This window comes from Nostoc sp. FACHB-280 (assembly GCF_014697615.1).
In the GTDB taxonomy this organism is placed as follows: domain Bacteria; phylum Cyanobacteriota; class Cyanobacteriia; order Cyanobacteriales; family Nostocaceae; genus Nostoc_B.
Genome location: NZ_JACJSD010000081.1, coordinates 1 through 14,994, shown reverse-complemented (window position 1 = coordinate 14,994; position 14,994 = coordinate 1). Strand labels below are relative to the sequence as shown.

Sequence of the window (14,994 nt, the reverse complement as noted above, 5' to 3'; positions counted from 1 at the left end):
TTTTGACAAATACTCAGCACTTTCTTGAACTTCTAGATTGAAAGGGCGTGCCATTGCTTCCTCATGAGTCTTTTTCTTCCATGTTCTTTATTCTACAGTTCTATGCACGCTCATTTAGACTTGGTATTAGAACAGATAGCATTACTTAGAATTTCAATGGAAGGTAGGCGAATGGCATATCCGGCCAGATATGATCAGGAACAATTACTCAATCGCTATCATGCCAAGAATTATCTAGAACAAGCGATCGCTTTACTGGAAATCAAGTAATATCAATTTCATCGAAATTTGCAGAAATAGATTGTGCGATCGCATTTGTGATTTTTGCGATCGCCTTTTCTATAGATGAAGTCACAGAAATAGATTTTGCAGAGACAGAAATGGAAAACAATAAGGTAGTATCTGGGTAATTTGAACTTTTTGGTAGACAAAGGCGGACTCATGTTTCAAGATATTACTGCTCAAATTGCTTATGCTGAAACATTTCCCTATCTCGCTACAGCCCTTGGTTTTACTAGTGTAGTGGGAACAATTGGGTGGCGCAGGTGGAAACAAAAAAACATATATAAACCCCTAGAATCACTGCCTTCACCGCCTAAACATTGGTTATTAGGAAATATTCCCCAAATATTAGCAGCAGTAAAACAGAAGAAATTATTTTGGCAATTGTTTGTTTGGAGTCAACAGCTAGGCCCAATGTATGTGATGTGGAATGGTAGTACCCCTGTCGTTATATTAAGTAAACCGAAAGTTATTGAAGATACCATTATCAATGGAATGAAAGATGGTAGCTTAATTAGAGCTACGCGATTGCGCCAAGCTTGGAATGATATTACAAGCCCCATTATGATCGGCGAAACCGGGGCTGAGTGGCAATGGCGACGCAAAACTTGGAACCCAGAATTCAGTTCTAGCAATCTCTCGAAATATGTAGAAATTATCAGTCAAGCTTGTGAACAAGTAATTGAAACAATCAAGGAAGCCACACCACCAAAAGAAATTCCAGTAGATCCTTTATTTGTCGAACTCACCATGAGAGTGATTTCTTGTCTAGTACTGGGCATTCCTGTAGATAGAAACAGTACTAGTCAAGAAGGTCCACCCCTCGACGTTACCAAAGTGTATGACGCAATGTCTGTTGTTGGCTATCGCTTCCTGAGGCAAGCTACAGGCGAGAAAATCTGGATGAAATATTTGCCAACTCAAAATTCCCGCGATTATTGGGCAACAAGACGATATTTAGAGGAATTCCTCACTCCCCGTGTAGACTTAGCTTTACAGATGCGAGAAGCAAACCAAACAGATTTACCAAATGTAAGTCCTTTGTTTCGGGAATCAATGTTAGTCAAAATTGCCGCCAAAGAACCACAATACAATCGTGAAACATTAATAGCGGAATCAGTAGAATTTTTAATAGCTGGAACAGATACAACAGCCCATACTTTATCTTTTGCAGTTGCTGAGTTAAGTTTAAATCCCAATGTGTTTCAGCAAGCACGAAACATCGTTGATCAAGTGTGGCAGAAATTTGGCGGCATTAATTTAGAAAGCTTCAAAGAATTAGCTTATGTTCGCGCCATTCTCAAAGAAACTTTGCGCCTTTATGCAGTCTCCTCTGGCTCAACATCATTAGAAGCTCATCGGGGTACTGTCATTGAAGGTCAAGTAATTCCTCGCGGTACTAGAATCTCTTGGTCAGTACTAGCTGCTGGCAGAGATCCAGAATTTTATCCTCATCCAGAGGAATTTTTGCCAGAACGTTGGTTAGACAACAGTAAAGAAACTAGTTCTCTACCCATGATAAATTTTGGCTCAGGCCTGCATCGTTGCTTGGGTGAGCATTTATCAATGCTGGAAGGAACAATGATGTTAGCATTACTGCTCCGCAACTTCGATTGGGAATTAGTCAAAGGTCGTTCTTGTGTGGAAGAATTACAGCAAAACTTGTTAATTTATCCGGCTGATAAAATGCCAGTGCGCTTTCAGTTGCGAAATTTGCCCAGTTAATTACCTAAAGTTTAAAATTCTTCTGCCTTCTGCTATATATCATCTGCTAGATTCGCCAAGCTGAACAATTTCAGACAATATACCCATCCATGCAGAAGAAAGATAAACAACTAAATGACAGTGAGTATTCAAAATACAGCAGATTTCTTGGAACAAATTCGTCAGTCAGAGTCCAAAGGGCTAAAAAACGAAGCTTGTCGTTCTAGATTTTTGGTTCATCCCCACTCCACATCGAAAGTTTGTCTTTTTTTACATGGCTTCACAGCCGCACCCTACCAATTTGAACCACTGGGTAAAGCTTTATTCCAGAAAGGATATAACGTTTTAATTCCTCGACAACCTGGTCACGGACTGGCTGGTGAGTGGAACAGTCAAACACCACCACCACTCCCAACAGACATTAAAACTTATCAAAAATTTGTCCTGGAGTGGTTGCAGATTTCGCAAACATTAGGTGAAAAAGTTGTAGTTGGTGGTTTATCAACAGGTGGAACCTTAGCCGCTTGGTTAGCGTTAGAACATCCTCAGGAAATTGAACGTGCTTTATTGTTCACGCCTTTTTTGGGAAGCAGTAATTCATTATTTGATCAGCTAATCAAGATTTTGCCAATTTACTTTGAATGGTTCAACAAAGATGCACCAGGGAATTTTGGCTATAAAGGTTTTCGCATTCCAGCCTTACGAATCTTTTTAGAATTAGGTGAGAAGATTTTAGAACAGGCTCAACATAAAGTTGCTGCGCCTGTGTTGATGGTTTGTAGTGAAGGCGATCGCGCTGTTAACCGCTCTCAGCAGCGAGAATTGTTTAAAATGCTTGTTAAGCACCAGCCCAAATCTTGGTATTACTGCTTTGATGATTCACTGCACATTGAACATCGGATGATGACCAAGCTGGAAGATAATGATTACGAAGAACTGGTGATTACCCTGGCTAAAGCTTTTGTAAACAGTGATTTAACTTGGGTAGAGTTTCAGCAAATAGCCAACCGTATCGCCCAAGGTGAGACTTACGAACAAATCCAACGCGAACTGCACCTTGATAGTCGAGCGTCCCTACAGTTCTCTGCTATGATGACTGAAAATTTGGGTTGCGATCGCCTCAAGTGCATCAACCCATCCCAAGCATAGATGAGAAAGTAGGATGTGTTTAATCATTATTAGTTTTTGACAAAATTCCTACTAGAATTTGCATTAATATTTCCAAATCAGTCGGGACTCGATAAAGCATTAGGTCTTGAGTTACAACCCGACTAACTCTTTGAAAGCTACCAAACTGCCAAATATCTCCTGTTGTCACTGCACCATATAATACAGGTTCATTAGATTCTACCCATGAATCTAGCGCGATTAACTCAACAGCGAGTTGTGTAAATCCTCTTGTCAAATCTGCTTGTTTTGCTTCAACTACTAATATTTGATGTTGAGATTGCAAGTAATAATCTAAATCACCGCGCAGATATTGGTTAATTTCTATAGTGTACTCAATGTTAATTAATGCTTCAGTAATATGTGCAACTTCTAATAAAATGGGAGCAATTAAAACTTCCCGTCTTGCAGCTTCACTTGTCAAACTAACACGAGTTATTGCTTCCTCCAATCGTTCTTGAAGGCTGGCTAACCGAGTGATTGCTTGTGTATTTATTGGGAAGTTAATTGGAGCTTTGGTTAAACTTGCTCCTAACTCACGCAGAATATCTGCTGGGGCAAATTTTAAATCAAAGTATTTGCGAAAAGTATAAGTTTCATCTGGCTTTAGAATTGAGGGACGGTGTGGTGTAGTCATAGTTGTTAATTAACCGCAGATGGACGCGGATGGACGCGGATAAATTATTTACACCATCTCAAACTCTAACTGATGACTTTGGCGAAAATCATGGGTGAAATGATCTACCACATTTGTATCAGCCAGTTCTAAATTATAAAAATCCACAACTTCATGATCAAAATAAGGGCCAGCGTGCCAAGTTCCCTCGTTTAATTTAATAAAACAATTTCCTGGAATCCGAAAAGCAGCTATTTCTGCTAACACTGGTTCATCTAATTCATTGTGGGGAGGACATACGGCAATGAACCAATCTTTGCCTTCCAAGGAACCTAAACATTGAGTACATTTTACATGACGAGTAATTTTATTAAATTTACGTCCGCGCTTTTCTAAACGCATAATATAAAATCTTGGAGTGCCATTTTGCAGATTTAATTGAGCATCTTCCGCATCAAAAGCTTTACCATCTTTACTAGCAGAAATTACCTGTCCATAACGCTGAAAATTTTCGGGGGTAATTAATTCTGCTTTTAATTGTTGGACTGTTTGTGATGTACTCATAGTATTAATAAATTACCAGTCTAATTCTTTAGGAATGAGTGATTTAGGAATTAACGAAGCTTGAATTTCTTTATCTGAAGGTCTTGTATACCACCAAGCCCAAGCGATTAACACTGCTTGTAATGGCAATCTAATTGCTTGAACCCAAGGGGAATCTGAGTATGGTATGGTTTCAATTTTAATATGATTAACTGCCATGTTGATATTAGCAGGGAAAACAGCAATAAATAGCAGTACTAGTCCCCAAGCTGCTGCTTGACTCACAGGTGGAACTAATAACCCAATACCACCTAAAATCTCATAAAAGCCACTGAGATAAACTAATTCTAAAGGATAGGGTAGTTGTGGCGGCATGATTTTGACGTAAGGTTGCGGTAGTGCAAAATGTGTAATACCGACGATGATGATTGATATTGCCAAGATGACACGAAAGAGTTCCTTACGTCTGTTCATGGTTTCGCCTGATTTTGTCTTTGCGCTTACCACTTCAGTTTGCTGATCTAAGGTGAATTTGTCTTCAATCAATGGTAAGAAACATCACGCAGAGGCGCAGAGAGGATAAGGAGATTGGTTTCGATTAGTTAGATTTAGAGTCTGAGATCGTACCTCAATTCGCTACACCCGAATTGTTAGACCTTGTGGCAATAAAACAACAACGTAAAACCAAAACATAGCATTACTCATCACTTGTCATAGTCGCAAATTTGGAAATACGTTCTTGATCCCACTGATTATAAGTTTGGCTAGTACCCTCCACCTTCCAAAACTCTCTACCATTAACCGATGTTCCAGTGATTATGCTAGCGGCACCACTTGGACTAGAAACTGAAACATCTGCTGTAAGCTGAAAACCTACCCCGTCTGTTGTTTCTACCAGTGTTCCATCTTTAGTCAATTGCTCCCTTATATCTCTATATGTTGCTCCAAGGGAATTTTTAGTTTCTTTTTTAATTGTTGAACCTTTCAATATTACGAACTGCCCGTCTAGTTCTTGAGCTTTTGCATTATAGTCAGAACTACTGGCTGTAAAAATTGGCGAAATAGGTTGCAAAACCGTTGGAACTGTCTCGTTTGCTTGGGTTGACAAGCTTGTTGAAATGGTAGGAACAGAAGTTGCAAAAGGAAAATTGAGTACTGGTAAAAGGGTCAACAATTGTTCAAGAAAATACTCCATATCTGCAACGTCTGGCTCTGGCAAACTCGGAGTTTCAGGCGATGTACCATTTTCTAAAGTTGCTTGACTAGCCTGTGCAGTAATTTCAATTAATCGGCTCTCTAAGTACCGTACATGAGCCTTTGTCAAATTCTCATCTTTGCTAATAACAATCACTGTACGACTCCAAAAATCTTTGGCAGGATTGCTATTATGCTGCGTTAAACGTTTCAAAACGTTATCGCTTTCTCCGATATACACCTTATCTTTGATTGGGCTGCTGGGATCTTCTCCGACCAACACATATATGCCTGTCCGCTTAGTTTCGTTACGCTGGGCTAGGCTAACTAGCTGAGACCTAGGAGATACAATTATTTTTCCCGTCCAATTCATGATCTCAGCTGTCATAATTCCTGTAGCCGTTCCATCTACAAGAAAAATGCGAATTGATCGTCCAGACATAGGCAAAGTTTTATATAGAGGAGTTTTTCATATACTTCCCCAAAGATAGCAAGGTCTAACTATTCTTCCAACTTATCTTCCGAATAAAGATAAAATTAGAGTCTCATCTGATACCGATCGCCTGTTAGTTGGATTTTAAAGCTTGCGATCGCTCCCCTATCCAATCTTGTAAAATTCCATTGACTAAAGGTGTCCGTCAGGGTTGAGACAGAATTTAGAGAAACTCAACTAGCAGATTGAATCAAACATCCCTTGCATGGATTTGTTAGATTTAAATTGATTTAAGGTCGTCCCCATTCTAGTTTTTGAATCAAATAATTGCCAGATTCATTTGCAACGACTACTATCACAGCTTCAGTATTTCCTTTTCCAATAACTGAGACGTAAACCATAGCACTATCTGAGTCATTATCTGGTAAATCTGTTTCGACTGAATCTATAGACATTGCACTTGCAGGTATTTCAAAATAGTCAACCATTCCTTCATAAGTCTCTTTAAGGAGAGAGGGAGGCCATTCATCACAAATTGCAGATCCTAAATAAGAATGAGCTTTTTCATATTGATGATTCAGAAGAGCTAATGAAAAATTTAAGGCAACTTGCCCATATAGTGTCTCTAGCTCTTCTTGACTAACTCCGTGCATAATCTTAATCACTCAGCTTAAATAGAGAATCTAATTATTTTAAGGCTTACGAAATAACTCTCTCAAACTCTATTAACTTCGTGTCTTAGCGCCTTTGGTGGTTTATTTTTTCATTATTTTGTGAAGGAATTGCTTGAACAAATACAGTATTTACAATTCATCAATCGTCACCAACCCGCCCTCTGTAAACTGAATCACAAGTTCCTGCTCATCCAGCAAAGCAGTTCCAAGCAAAGGTCGTCTTCCTGTAGCTATGACAAGGACTTCTCGTTCTTCACCATTTCAAAGGATAGTTGCCTCATAAATTGGAAGCAACACTTCAGTGTTATCTGCCAAATTTGCAGACGTATCGTGCCTAAATGTTAAACCCATCAATGAAACCGCTTCCGAAGGAAGACAGAGTTCCCCGGTGAAACCTGTATCGATGACAAACTCAATCGGTATGCTTGAACCGTTCCGAAGCAAAAAGGTAAGTGCGACAGTGGCGTGTCTATCTGTCACAATTCCAGTAATCACTTGTGAACTCGTTCCATGACCCCACCAAATGAGACAGCAACGTTGTAGCCAATGCGAATACCAAAGAGTCCGGCGTTTGGGTGTTTCTTGCTGAGGTTCCGGGATGCTTGCAACCCAGTTTTATCAACTTCATAATCCCCTGTTTCAATGTCGATGATGACCATCTTACCGATGTTTTCGTCAGTTTCGACTTTTTGACAGATTCCACTCTCGTACAGTTGCTTTGCCCGACGCGCAACTTCTTCGCGGCTTAAAAGAATGGCTTGCATACGCTGGTTCTAAGTCGTTACGTTAACTCTTTGAACCCCTCCATAATACCTTACAAAAAATCCCCTGTTAGCTGGATTTTAAAATGTGCGATCGCTTTCTGCTTCCATCCTCTCAAATTCCATTGACTAAAGTTGCTGTTTAGCAGCTGCAAATAGCCTTTAAACAAGAATCAGCAGCTTGATTCAGTCTGCTGCGACAACAATGTTAGCTGGCGGAAGCTTGGCAAACTTAGGCAAATCGGGGTTCAGGCAATCCCAAGGTTGGGCACTAGCAACATAAATTTCCGCTTGGGGTTTGAACCAGCTTGGATCATCTAGGCTCCCTGCTTGAATGCTAATAATATCCGGATTTGCAGGTAAACCAAACAATCGAGAGCCACAATGAGGACAAAAACCACGGTTAACCAAGTTACCACTGTCACCCGTCACACCGTAATATTTTACTTCTCCAGTAATAGTCAAAGAACTGCGAGGCACAATTAGCGCAGCAGCAAATGCACTACCAGTTCCTCGCTGGCAATCCCTACAGTGACACAGTCCCATCCCAAGGGGTTCTGCTGAACATTCGTAGCGGATACCTCCGCACATACAACCACTAGTAAAACTCGTTCCCATTGAAAAACTTTCTCCTTCTGTTATCAAAGACTTCGTAAGCTCGAATACCCTATACAGGTTAACTCTATTTAATTCATTTAATTCAAACTGAAAAGACTTAAACAGACCGCCTTACAGATAATTTAAGTGGAGCCTGACTAATAGTTTTTAAGTTCTTGATACTGAATACAAACAAGCTACTTTCTGGCTACGCTTATACCGATCACCTGTTAGTTGGGTTTTAAAATTTGCGATCGCTCCCTACTCCAATTCGTAACGATCGCTCCCCTATCCAATCCTGTAAAAGTCAAATGCCCTGCATCAAACTCAGTGATCGCTTCTTGAGCAAGCGCCTCTAATTTACCATCTTCGATGTCTTGTTCTATCTGCTCATCCCAGCGTTCGTAGTCTAAATCAAGAAACCACAGCCTTAATTTCTCAAACTCACTTGATGGCAACGAAAGGATTGCCGCTTCGATTTGCTCCAGATCGGACATAACCCCTTGTACCTCTCTAGCCTTGAGAAAATTATAGCTTTCCCGGAAAGGCAGAGTACCTTCACCCGCCGCTAGTAATTTCTCTGGCTCGACGAACAGACTCTGTACAGTCTGTGTTCAACGGCATTGTTAGAACGTATTGACATTGCGAAGTTTGACACTACCGCCTTCAAAAATCTGCATCGTTAGCTGATAGCCTTCCATCAATGACATTCCAACAAGCGGTTCTGAATCAGCTTCGTCTACTGGGATTGTTAGTAAGGTACTATCCCAGACTACAACAGCTTCGTAAACGTTGAAAACACACTCGCTGCCATCTCCAAGAATTGCTCTTCCTCGTCTTTTCCATTTCAAGTTTAACTCAGCGATCGCATCTGGAGGCAACGACAGCCAACCATTGAAACCTGTGTCTACGATCGCATCTTTCGTAAAAACTCTGCCATCAAAGCGACGAATTGAAAGTGGAATAATTGGTTCAAATTCTGCATTGACTACTCCAGTAATCATGCAGTTCTCCGAGTCCGTCCGCCAAACCGACGAACGTGACGAGAGCCAATACGAACTATCCAAATTTGAGCATCTGGGTGACGGGTTTCCAGGCGATCGCAAGCTACAATTTCACTCTTGTCAATTTCAAAGTCACCAGTTTCGATATCAATCGCTACAATTTTGCCGTCATTCCCAGCCTCAAGTTGAGGTTTTATCTGAGTTTCATAGATATAATCACCTCGTTGGGCAAATTCCTCTTTGCTGTAGCGGGGTTGTCGTACTGTCATCGTTCCAGTTTTGGTTTTGTCTATGGCTTTATTGTAAGCTGATGCTGATCGCCTGTTAGTTGGATTTTAAAATCTGCGATCGCTCCCCTATCCAATCTTGTAAAATCGGGTTGACTAACTCTGGTGCTTCATCTTGGGGGCAATGTCCTACTCCTTCTAAGGGAATGAATTTCTGTACTGACGGGTAGTTAGCTAACTCTCGACCTAAATGTATTGGTTCCCAAGGGTCGGCGGTTCCCCATAAAATAATTGCTGGACAAGGTAGTTGTGGAAGTAAGTCTTCTGGTAATGGCCCTGTGGAGTATGAGGTAAATGCCAAAAACACAGCTACAGCACCAGGATCTTTGGCTGGTGCGGTGAGAATATCGACTAGTTCATCTGTGACTGTCTCTGCATTGATGTAAGCTTGCAGCAAGATTTTTCGCACTGTTTTGGGTTTGGCGACTTGATTAAAAAAGAATTGCCCAATTGGTTTAATAGATAGTACCCTTTGTAAAATTGGCGCACCTACACGCCGAGTCCAAGGTAAAGTTTCGCGTTTGCGATCGTGTAATAATCGCAATGAACAGTTAATTAATGCTACTCCCAAAGCAATATCTGGGGAACTGACTGCGGCTTGCATCGCTACAATACAGCCAATGGAATTTCCCACTAAAAAAGCTGGTTCACCTACCACTTCCCGACAAAAGTCTGCTACTTGCTGTCCCCACATTTCTAAGGTGTAGGCAATTTTTTCACCCGGTTGAGGTTTGGCAGAAGCACCGAAGCCAAGCAAATCTATGGCATAAACTCGACAAGTTTGGGCTAGTACTGGTATGTTTTTACGCCAATGCCATCCAGAAGCGCCAAAGCCATGCACTAAAATAACGGCAGGCCCGGTTGTGCCTTGAGTTTGGTAGCAAATTGGGAAGCCCTGCCATGTCCAAGTTTTTGCGGTAAAAGCAGTTGTCGAAGTCTTCATAAAAAATCTGTATTTTTATTTACTAATTTTAATATTTCGTAATGATTTTGGTGATTTATCTTAAATTGTAGAAGTGACTTGTAAAGATTTTACAATTAGAAAAATAAAAACCAAGATAAAATAGTAACTATCTTTACTTTAAAATAAGTATAAAGGCTGAATTAAATTTATTTGGAATTGAGTCAAAGTTTTGATGAATCTGAGTTGTGACAATTACTCACCAATATCTATCCTGTAACATTTTTACTAACGGTTTTATATTCAGTAGTTTTACAATTTACGGTTTCTCGGTTGATCTCTACAATCATTTGGTATCGAGCATCGGCATCAGGTGGTTGGCTGCCAGAAAAATGACGCTAAATTTCACCTAGACTTTTGTTCCTAGTTCCTTCTGGTTCACGAAGATGACAATACTAGAAACAATTTATACTCCTGTTGGGGGTTATGCCCCGGATTTTGAACTGCCTGGAATTGACGAAAAAGTGCATCACCTCAGCCGTTATTTAGACAAATTTCAGGCGGTTGGCGTTGTTTTTATGTGCAACTACTGTCCTTATGTCAGTCTCTATTTAGACAAGCTCAAAAAAATTCAAAGGGAATTTGCCCCTAGTGGCTTTACCCTGATTGGGATGAACGGCTGTGATACTCATAATTACCCGACAGAAAGCTTTGAGATGATGAAAGCTTTTGCCGAACGTCACCGTCTAAATTTTCCTTACCTGTGGGATTCCACTCAAGATGTTACCCGGAGTTTTGGCGCGATTAAAACTCCGATGGCTTTTTTAATCGATAGTCATGGGATGGTGCGTTATAAAGGGCAGATTGACAGTGATCCGCAAGCACCATCATCTTTTAGAGAAGATTATTTGCGAAATGCGATCGCCGCTTTATTTAAAAATCAAGCAATTAACCCCCAAGAAACAGAGCCGGCAGGAACTACATTGATTTGGCGCAACTAGACATATATAGTCATTGTGCTGCTATCTTAAATTGGAGGCAATTGCAACTTTTTCGATAAAGCGTAACTTCATGGGAACGAATTACCGACGGGTTTTACTCAAACTAAGCGGTGAAGCCTTAATGGGCAACATGGGCTATGGTATTGATCCAGAAGTGGTCAAAGAAATAGCACAAGAAGTAGCAGAGGTGATAGCCACTGGCGTTCAAATCGCCATAGTCGTTGGCGGCGGCAATATTTTTCGTGGCGTAAAAGCGGCATCGGCGGGGATGGATAGGGCAACGGCTGACTACATCGGTATGATTGCCACGGTAATGAATGCCATGACGCTACAAGATTCGCTAGAACGAATAGGTGTACAGACGCGCGTACAAACTGCGATCGCCATGCAAGAGTTAGCAGAACCTTATATTCGTCGTCGCGCCATCCGTCATCTTGAAAAAGGGCGGGTGGTAATTTTTGGCGCTGGTTCTGGAAATCCCTTCTTTACCACTGACACGGCTGCGGCATTGAGAGCCGCAGAAATTGATGCAGAAGCGATTTTTAAAGCCACCAAAGTAGATGGAATATATGATGCTGACCCCCAAATACATCCTAATGCCAAACGTTTTACTAGCCTGACATACGCACACGTTTTGACGCATGATTTGCGGGTAATGGATAGTACGGCGATTGCCTTGTGTAAAGAAAACAACATCCCAATTCTGGTATTTGACTTAACGGTGCGAGGTAATATCCGCCGGGCAGTCATGGGAGAATCAATCGGCACCCTTGTGGGAGGTTCTTGTGAAATTAGCTGAAGCTGAGAGTACAATGCAAAAAACTGTTGAGGCAACTCAACGGGCATTTAATACAATTCGCACTGGTCGCGCCAATGCCAGTTTATTAGATAAAGTGACGGTGGATTATTACGGTTCACCAACACCCTTAAAATCGCTGGCGAATATTAGCACGCCAGATGCCACAACAATTCTGATTCAGCCTTACGATAAAAGCAGTTTGAACACTGTTGAGAAGGCAATTTCCCTTTCGGATGTGGGTTTAACACCCAGTAACGATGGTTCTGTGATTCGGCTAAATATTCCGCCGTTAACCAGCGATCGCCGTAAAGAATTGGTTAAAATTGCTGCAAAATATGCTGAAGAAGGTCGTGTTGCTATTCGGAACATCCGCCGTGATGCGATCGATTCAATTCGGAAGCAGGAAAAAGCCTCAGAAATTTCTGAGGATGAAGCCAAAGACCAGCAAGATAAACTGCAAAAACTCACAGACAAATACACGGCTAAAATCAATGAATTGTTAGCAGAAAAAGAAAAAGACATCACAACTGTCTAAAGTGTGAAGTGTGAATTCTATAAATTGATAATTCATACTTTGGTTTTATTTAACTTGATTTAGAGAAATCGAGAAGCTCAGATCCCCGGTCGAGTCAAAGAAGTCGGGGATCTAAGCAAGAAAAACTTCTTAAGAATTAATCAGATTTTGTATAGTTTAATTTATGTTACATTGGCGGAGCATTTACTTCAGCTTGATGTTAGTGTTAGTTGAAATAGATAAAAATATGTTTAATTTGTTTATTTAAAATGCTAATACTAAACTGAATAACTATACATGCTTGATTTTCATACCTTAGCTGAATTTTCCCGTGTTAACTGTGTTGGTATTTGTGCCTTTCTTGTACCAGCTAACTTAATTGCCACATTATTAACCATCATCTTGATGGCATTACGTAGACCAATATCTCAATTGCAACTAGTTGTAGGAATTGCAATTATTTTTGCTGTTGTGATGGTACTGCACGTATATAGTTGGTTTGTAGTTGGTGTCGTGCTGGCTCCTACCTATATATTGTTATCTCTCGCAATTACTTGTTTGGTAGTTAATATTGCGGTGCTGATTTTCCATAAACGCCTTGTCCATTATCCTGGTTTTTCCAAAACCTATTAACTTTAAGAACCTACACCTGTCAAGATGAGAGAGATGGGGTGATAGGAAGTCACAAATGACTGATGACAAATTGATTACTCGGATGCTGGCGGTTCAGTCGCCGATAATTCCTGTGGTTGGGGAACTGATTAAAAATTCTCCGGGAACCATTTCTCTCGGACAGGGTGTAGTCTCCTACAGTCCACCACCAGAAGCAATTGAACTTTTACCGAAGTTTTTAGGGGAAGCGAGAAATAATCTCTATCAAGCAGTGGAAGGAATTCCGCCTTTATTAACTGCATTAACAGCAAAATTGTCAACTTTTAACGGCATTGAAATTACTGCTGAAAACTGTGTTGTAGTAACAGCCGGCAGTAATATGGCGTTTATGAACGCTATTTTGGCAATTACTTCCCCTGGGGATGAAATTATTCTGAATACGCCATATTATTTCAACCATGAAATGGCTATTACAATGGCGGGTTGTCGTGTGGTGTTGGTAGAAACAGATGAAAATTACCAATTGCGTCCAGAAGCCTTAGCCGCAGCAATTACGCCAAAAACAAAGGCAATTGTGACAATTTCCCCGAATAATCCCACAGGGGTTGTCTATTCTGAAGCTGCATTACGGCAAGTAAATCAAATTTGTAGCGATCGCCATATCTACCACATCAGCGATGAAGCTTACGAATATTTTACCTACAACGGTGTCAAACATATTTCACCAGGGGCATTTGCAGGCAGTAGCAATCATACAATTTCTCTTTACAGCCTTTCTAAAGCTTATGGCTTTGCTAGTTGGCGCATTGGCTACATGGTAATTCCCAAACATTTACTTGTGGCTGTCAAAAAAGTTCAAGATACAATTTTGATTTGTCCGCCTGTGGTTTCCCAGTATGCAGCATTAGGCGCATTGCAAGCAAAAGATGAGTATTTGAAGGAAAATATTGGTGTGATCGCTCAAGTACGTCAGTTAGTGATAGACTCGCTGAATCATCTCCAAGGTTTATGTACTATTGCCCAAGCTGATGGTGCGTTTTATTTCTTTTTAAAAGTCCATACTCATATCAATGCGTTTGAGTTGGTGAAAAGATTAATTCAAGAACACAAAGTTGCGGTGATTCCTGGGACAACCTTTGGGATGGACAATGGCTGCTATTTGCGTGTTGCTTATGGTGCGTTACAAAAAAATACAGCCAAAGCAGGAATAGAAAGATTAGTTAATGGTTTACAGAATATTATTTAATTCTCACGCAAAGCCGCAAAGGCGCAAAGACTAAACAAATTTTCTCTTTTCTGACTCCTAAAGTTAGGAATTTCTCTTGTCAAACAACAAAGTTAATCGATTTGCTAAAACCTGCACATGAGGTTCTTGGAGCAAACTGAAGTGATTACCTGGTAGATGATAAATTTGTGCTATTTTTTTCTTTTTCCACCCACATCGAGGAAAAAGAAAGCGTAATAGTTTATGTGATAAACATACAAATTCACTAGATAAAAAAAGGTGAACCTTCCCAGAGTAATCTTGTTGGCTAATATAAAGCTGTTTGTAAGTATTCATAGGTAAAGATAAGTTCCTTTTTTTATTTGACCATAAATATTCGTAATTCTTGTGAAAGAACTTTCTTATCTGCCGAATAGCTGGAAAAAGTTTATTCGCACAGTAATACAATCTATGGTCGTAGGCAGGAAAATCTATGATTATTAAAATAGATACTTTTTTCCCAAGAGCTTCTAGTTGTTTAGCAATTTCATAAGCTACCAAACAACCATAAGAATATAGGAATCATATTTGATTTCTGAAAAAAACTGCGAGATAATACGGAGAAAGATATCTGTCTAACAGCGAACAATGATAAGTCAGCATCTACAAGCCGCGATCATAGAACTACAAGAATTTATAGA

The 14,994-nt window shown here is 40.3% G+C and carries 19 protein-coding genes and 1 pseudogene; 8 read left to right on the top strand and 12 right to left on the bottom strand.

Annotation, left to right across the window (positions count from 1 at the left end):
* The first annotated feature begins 102 nt into the window (after nucleotides 1-102).
* The 3 genes from H6G75_RS31315 to H6G75_RS31305 all read left to right on the top strand — a co-directional run bounded on the left by H6G75_RS31315 (nucleotide 103) and on the right by H6G75_RS31305 (nucleotide 3,135).
* Nucleotides 103-270, top strand: a complete 168-nt coding sequence (locus H6G75_RS31315; protein ID WP_190983774.1) for a hypothetical protein — start codon at nucleotides 103-105, stop codon at nucleotides 268-270.
* A 171-nt stretch (nucleotides 271-441) separates the two neighbouring features.
* Complete coding sequence (locus H6G75_RS31310; protein WP_190983773.1) at nucleotides 442-2,007, top strand: cytochrome P450; 1,566 nt, start codon at nucleotides 442-444, stop codon at nucleotides 2,005-2,007.
* A gap of 114 nt (nucleotides 2,008-2,121) precedes the next feature.
* Nucleotides 2,122-3,135 (top strand): carboxylesterase, encoded by a 1,014-nt coding sequence (locus H6G75_RS31305; RefSeq protein ID WP_190983772.1) that lies wholly within the window; start codon nucleotides 2,122-2,124, stop codon nucleotides 3,133-3,135.
* A 19-nt stretch (nucleotides 3,136-3,154) separates the two neighbouring features.
* Here H6G75_RS31305 and H6G75_RS31300 read toward each other — a convergent pair whose 3' ends face one another.
* The 11 genes from H6G75_RS31300 to H6G75_RS31250 all read right to left on the bottom strand — a co-directional run bounded on the left by H6G75_RS31300 (nucleotide 3,155) and on the right by H6G75_RS31250 (nucleotide 10,205).
* A complete protein-coding gene (locus tag H6G75_RS31300; protein WP_190983771.1) occupies nucleotides 3,155-3,790 on the bottom strand; it encodes a hypothetical protein in 636 nt (211 codons plus the stop codon).
* A 48-nt stretch (nucleotides 3,791-3,838) separates the two neighbouring features.
* Nucleotides 3,839-4,333: an ureidoglycolate lyase gene (locus tag H6G75_RS31295; RefSeq protein ID WP_190983770.1), complete on the bottom strand. Its 495-nt coding sequence runs from the start codon at nucleotides 4,331-4,333 to the stop codon at nucleotides 3,839-3,841.
* A gap of 12 nt (nucleotides 4,334-4,345) precedes the next feature.
* Nucleotides 4,346-4,786 (bottom strand): DoxX family protein, encoded by a 441-nt coding sequence (locus H6G75_RS31290; RefSeq protein WP_190983769.1) that lies wholly within the window; start codon nucleotides 4,784-4,786, stop codon nucleotides 4,346-4,348.
* A gap of 223 nt (nucleotides 4,787-5,009) precedes the next feature.
* Nucleotides 5,010-5,948: a GIY-YIG nuclease family protein gene (locus H6G75_RS31285; protein ID WP_190983768.1), complete on the bottom strand. Its 939-nt coding sequence runs from the start codon at nucleotides 5,946-5,948 to the stop codon at nucleotides 5,010-5,012.
* A gap of 281 nt (nucleotides 5,949-6,229) precedes the next feature.
* On the bottom strand, nucleotides 6,230-6,592 hold the full coding sequence (locus H6G75_RS31280; protein ID WP_190983767.1) for a hypothetical protein: 363 nt from the start codon (nucleotides 6,590-6,592) through the stop codon (nucleotides 6,230-6,232).
* Between the two features lie 512 nt (nucleotides 6,593-7,104).
* Nucleotides 7,105-7,377, bottom strand: a complete 273-nt coding sequence (locus H6G75_RS31275) for a hypothetical protein (RefSeq protein WP_190983766.1) — start codon at nucleotides 7,375-7,377, stop codon at nucleotides 7,105-7,107.
* 183 nt (nucleotides 7,378-7,560) lie between these two features.
* Nucleotides 7,561-7,992 (bottom strand): GFA family protein, encoded by a 432-nt coding sequence (locus H6G75_RS31270; protein WP_190983765.1) that lies wholly within the window; start codon nucleotides 7,990-7,992, stop codon nucleotides 7,561-7,563.
* Nucleotides 7,993-8,201: 209 nt separating this feature from the next.
* A complete protein-coding gene (locus H6G75_RS31265; RefSeq protein WP_190983764.1) occupies nucleotides 8,202-8,468 on the bottom strand; it encodes a hypothetical protein in 267 nt (88 codons plus the stop codon).
* Between the two features lie 129 nt (nucleotides 8,469-8,597).
* A complete protein-coding gene (locus H6G75_RS31260; protein WP_190983763.1) occupies nucleotides 8,598-8,975 on the bottom strand; it encodes a clan AA aspartic protease in 378 nt (125 codons plus the stop codon).
* Nucleotides 8,972-9,244: a hypothetical protein gene (locus H6G75_RS31255; RefSeq protein WP_190983762.1), complete on the bottom strand. Its 273-nt coding sequence runs from the start codon at nucleotides 9,242-9,244 to the stop codon at nucleotides 8,972-8,974. Before H6G75_RS31255 ends, H6G75_RS31260 begins: the two co-directional genes overlap by 4 nt.
* 55 nt (nucleotides 9,245-9,299) lie before the next feature.
* Nucleotides 9,300-10,205: an alpha/beta fold hydrolase gene (locus H6G75_RS31250; protein WP_190983761.1), complete on the bottom strand. Its 906-nt coding sequence runs from the start codon at nucleotides 10,203-10,205 to the stop codon at nucleotides 9,300-9,302.
* 404 nt (nucleotides 10,206-10,609) lie between these two features.
* On the opposite strand from H6G75_RS31250, the gene H6G75_RS31245 reads away from it, so the two are divergent.
* From H6G75_RS31245 to H6G75_RS31225, 5 genes are all read left to right on the top strand, one after another.
* A complete protein-coding gene (locus tag H6G75_RS31245; RefSeq protein ID WP_190983760.1) occupies nucleotides 10,610-11,164 on the top strand; it encodes a thioredoxin family protein in 555 nt (184 codons plus the stop codon).
* A gap of 70 nt (nucleotides 11,165-11,234) precedes the next feature.
* A complete protein-coding gene (gene pyrH / locus H6G75_RS31240) occupies nucleotides 11,235-11,963 on the top strand; it encodes a UMP kinase (protein ID WP_062297013.1) in 729 nt (242 codons plus the stop codon).
* Complete coding sequence (gene frr / locus H6G75_RS31235) at nucleotides 11,950-12,498, top strand: ribosome recycling factor (protein WP_062297011.1); 549 nt, start codon at nucleotides 11,950-11,952, stop codon at nucleotides 12,496-12,498. The genes pyrH and frr overlap by 14 nt, the downstream gene beginning before the upstream one ends.
* 276 nt (nucleotides 12,499-12,774) lie before the next feature.
* Nucleotides 12,775-13,110: a hypothetical protein gene (locus H6G75_RS31230; protein WP_190983759.1), complete on the top strand. Its 336-nt coding sequence runs from the start codon at nucleotides 12,775-12,777 to the stop codon at nucleotides 13,108-13,110.
* Between the two features lie 55 nt (nucleotides 13,111-13,165).
* Entirely contained in the window at nucleotides 13,166-14,335 is a 1,170-nt protein-coding gene (locus H6G75_RS31225) for a pyridoxal phosphate-dependent aminotransferase (protein ID WP_190983758.1), read from the top strand.
* 63 nt (nucleotides 14,336-14,398) lie between these two features.
* Here H6G75_RS31225 and H6G75_RS33995 read toward each other — a convergent pair.
* Nucleotides 14,399-14,857, bottom strand: a pseudogene (locus H6G75_RS33995) (hypothetical protein); the annotation flags it as partial.
* Nucleotides 14,858-14,994: the final 137 nt, after the last annotated feature.

Bases quoted from the DNA above. Each gene is read 5' to 3' on its own strand.
- H6G75_RS31315 (WP_190983774.1), top strand. From the start codon at position 103: ATGCACGCTCATTTAGACTTGGTATTAGAACAGATAGCATTACTTAGA.
- H6G75_RS31310 (WP_190983773.1), top strand. From the start codon at position 442: ATGTTTCAAGATATTACTGCTCAAATTGCTTATGCTGAAACATTTCCC.
- H6G75_RS31305 (WP_190983772.1), top strand. From the start codon at position 2,122: ATGACAGTGAGTATTCAAAATACAGCAGATTTCTTGGAACAAATTCGT.
- H6G75_RS31300 (WP_190983771.1), bottom strand. From the start codon at position 3,790: ATGACTACACCACACCGTCCCTCAATTCTAAAGCCAGATGAAACTTAT.
- H6G75_RS31295 (WP_190983770.1), bottom strand. From the start codon at position 4,333: ATGAGTACATCACAAACAGTCCAACAATTAAAAGCAGAATTAATTACC.
- H6G75_RS31290 (WP_190983769.1), bottom strand. From the start codon at position 4,786: ATGAACAGACGTAAGGAACTCTTTCGTGTCATCTTGGCAATATCAATC.
- H6G75_RS31285 (WP_190983768.1), bottom strand. From the start codon at position 5,948: ATGTCTGGACGATCAATTCGCATTTTTCTTGTAGATGGAACGGCTACA.
- H6G75_RS31280 (WP_190983767.1), bottom strand. From the start codon at position 6,592: ATGCACGGAGTTAGTCAAGAAGAGCTAGAGACACTATATGGGCAAGTT.
- H6G75_RS31275 (WP_190983766.1), bottom strand. From the start codon at position 7,377: ATGCAAGCCATTCTTTTAAGCCGCGAAGAAGTTGCGCGTCGGGCAAAG.
- H6G75_RS31270 (WP_190983765.1), bottom strand. From the start codon at position 7,992: ATGGGAACGAGTTTTACTAGTGGTTGTATGTGCGGAGGTATCCGCTAC.
- H6G75_RS31265 (WP_190983764.1), bottom strand. From the start codon at position 8,468: ATGTCCGATCTGGAGCAAATCGAAGCGGCAATCCTTTCGTTGCCATCA.
- H6G75_RS31260 (WP_190983763.1), bottom strand. From the start codon at position 8,975: ATGATTACTGGAGTAGTCAATGCAGAATTTGAACCAATTATTCCACTT.
- H6G75_RS31255 (WP_190983762.1), bottom strand. From the start codon at position 9,244: ATGACAGTACGACAACCCCGCTACAGCAAAGAGGAATTTGCCCAACGA.
- H6G75_RS31250 (WP_190983761.1), bottom strand. From the start codon at position 10,205: ATGAAGACTTCGACAACTGCTTTTACCGCAAAAACTTGGACATGGCAG.
- H6G75_RS31245 (WP_190983760.1), top strand. From the start codon at position 10,610: ATGACAATACTAGAAACAATTTATACTCCTGTTGGGGGTTATGCCCCG.
- pyrH (WP_062297013.1), top strand. From the start codon at position 11,235: ATGGGAACGAATTACCGACGGGTTTTACTCAAACTAAGCGGTGAAGCC.
- H6G75_RS31230 (WP_190983759.1), top strand. From the start codon at position 12,775: ATGCTTGATTTTCATACCTTAGCTGAATTTTCCCGTGTTAACTGTGTT.
- H6G75_RS31225 (WP_190983758.1), top strand. From the start codon at position 13,166: ATGACTGATGACAAATTGATTACTCGGATGCTGGCGGTTCAGTCGCCG.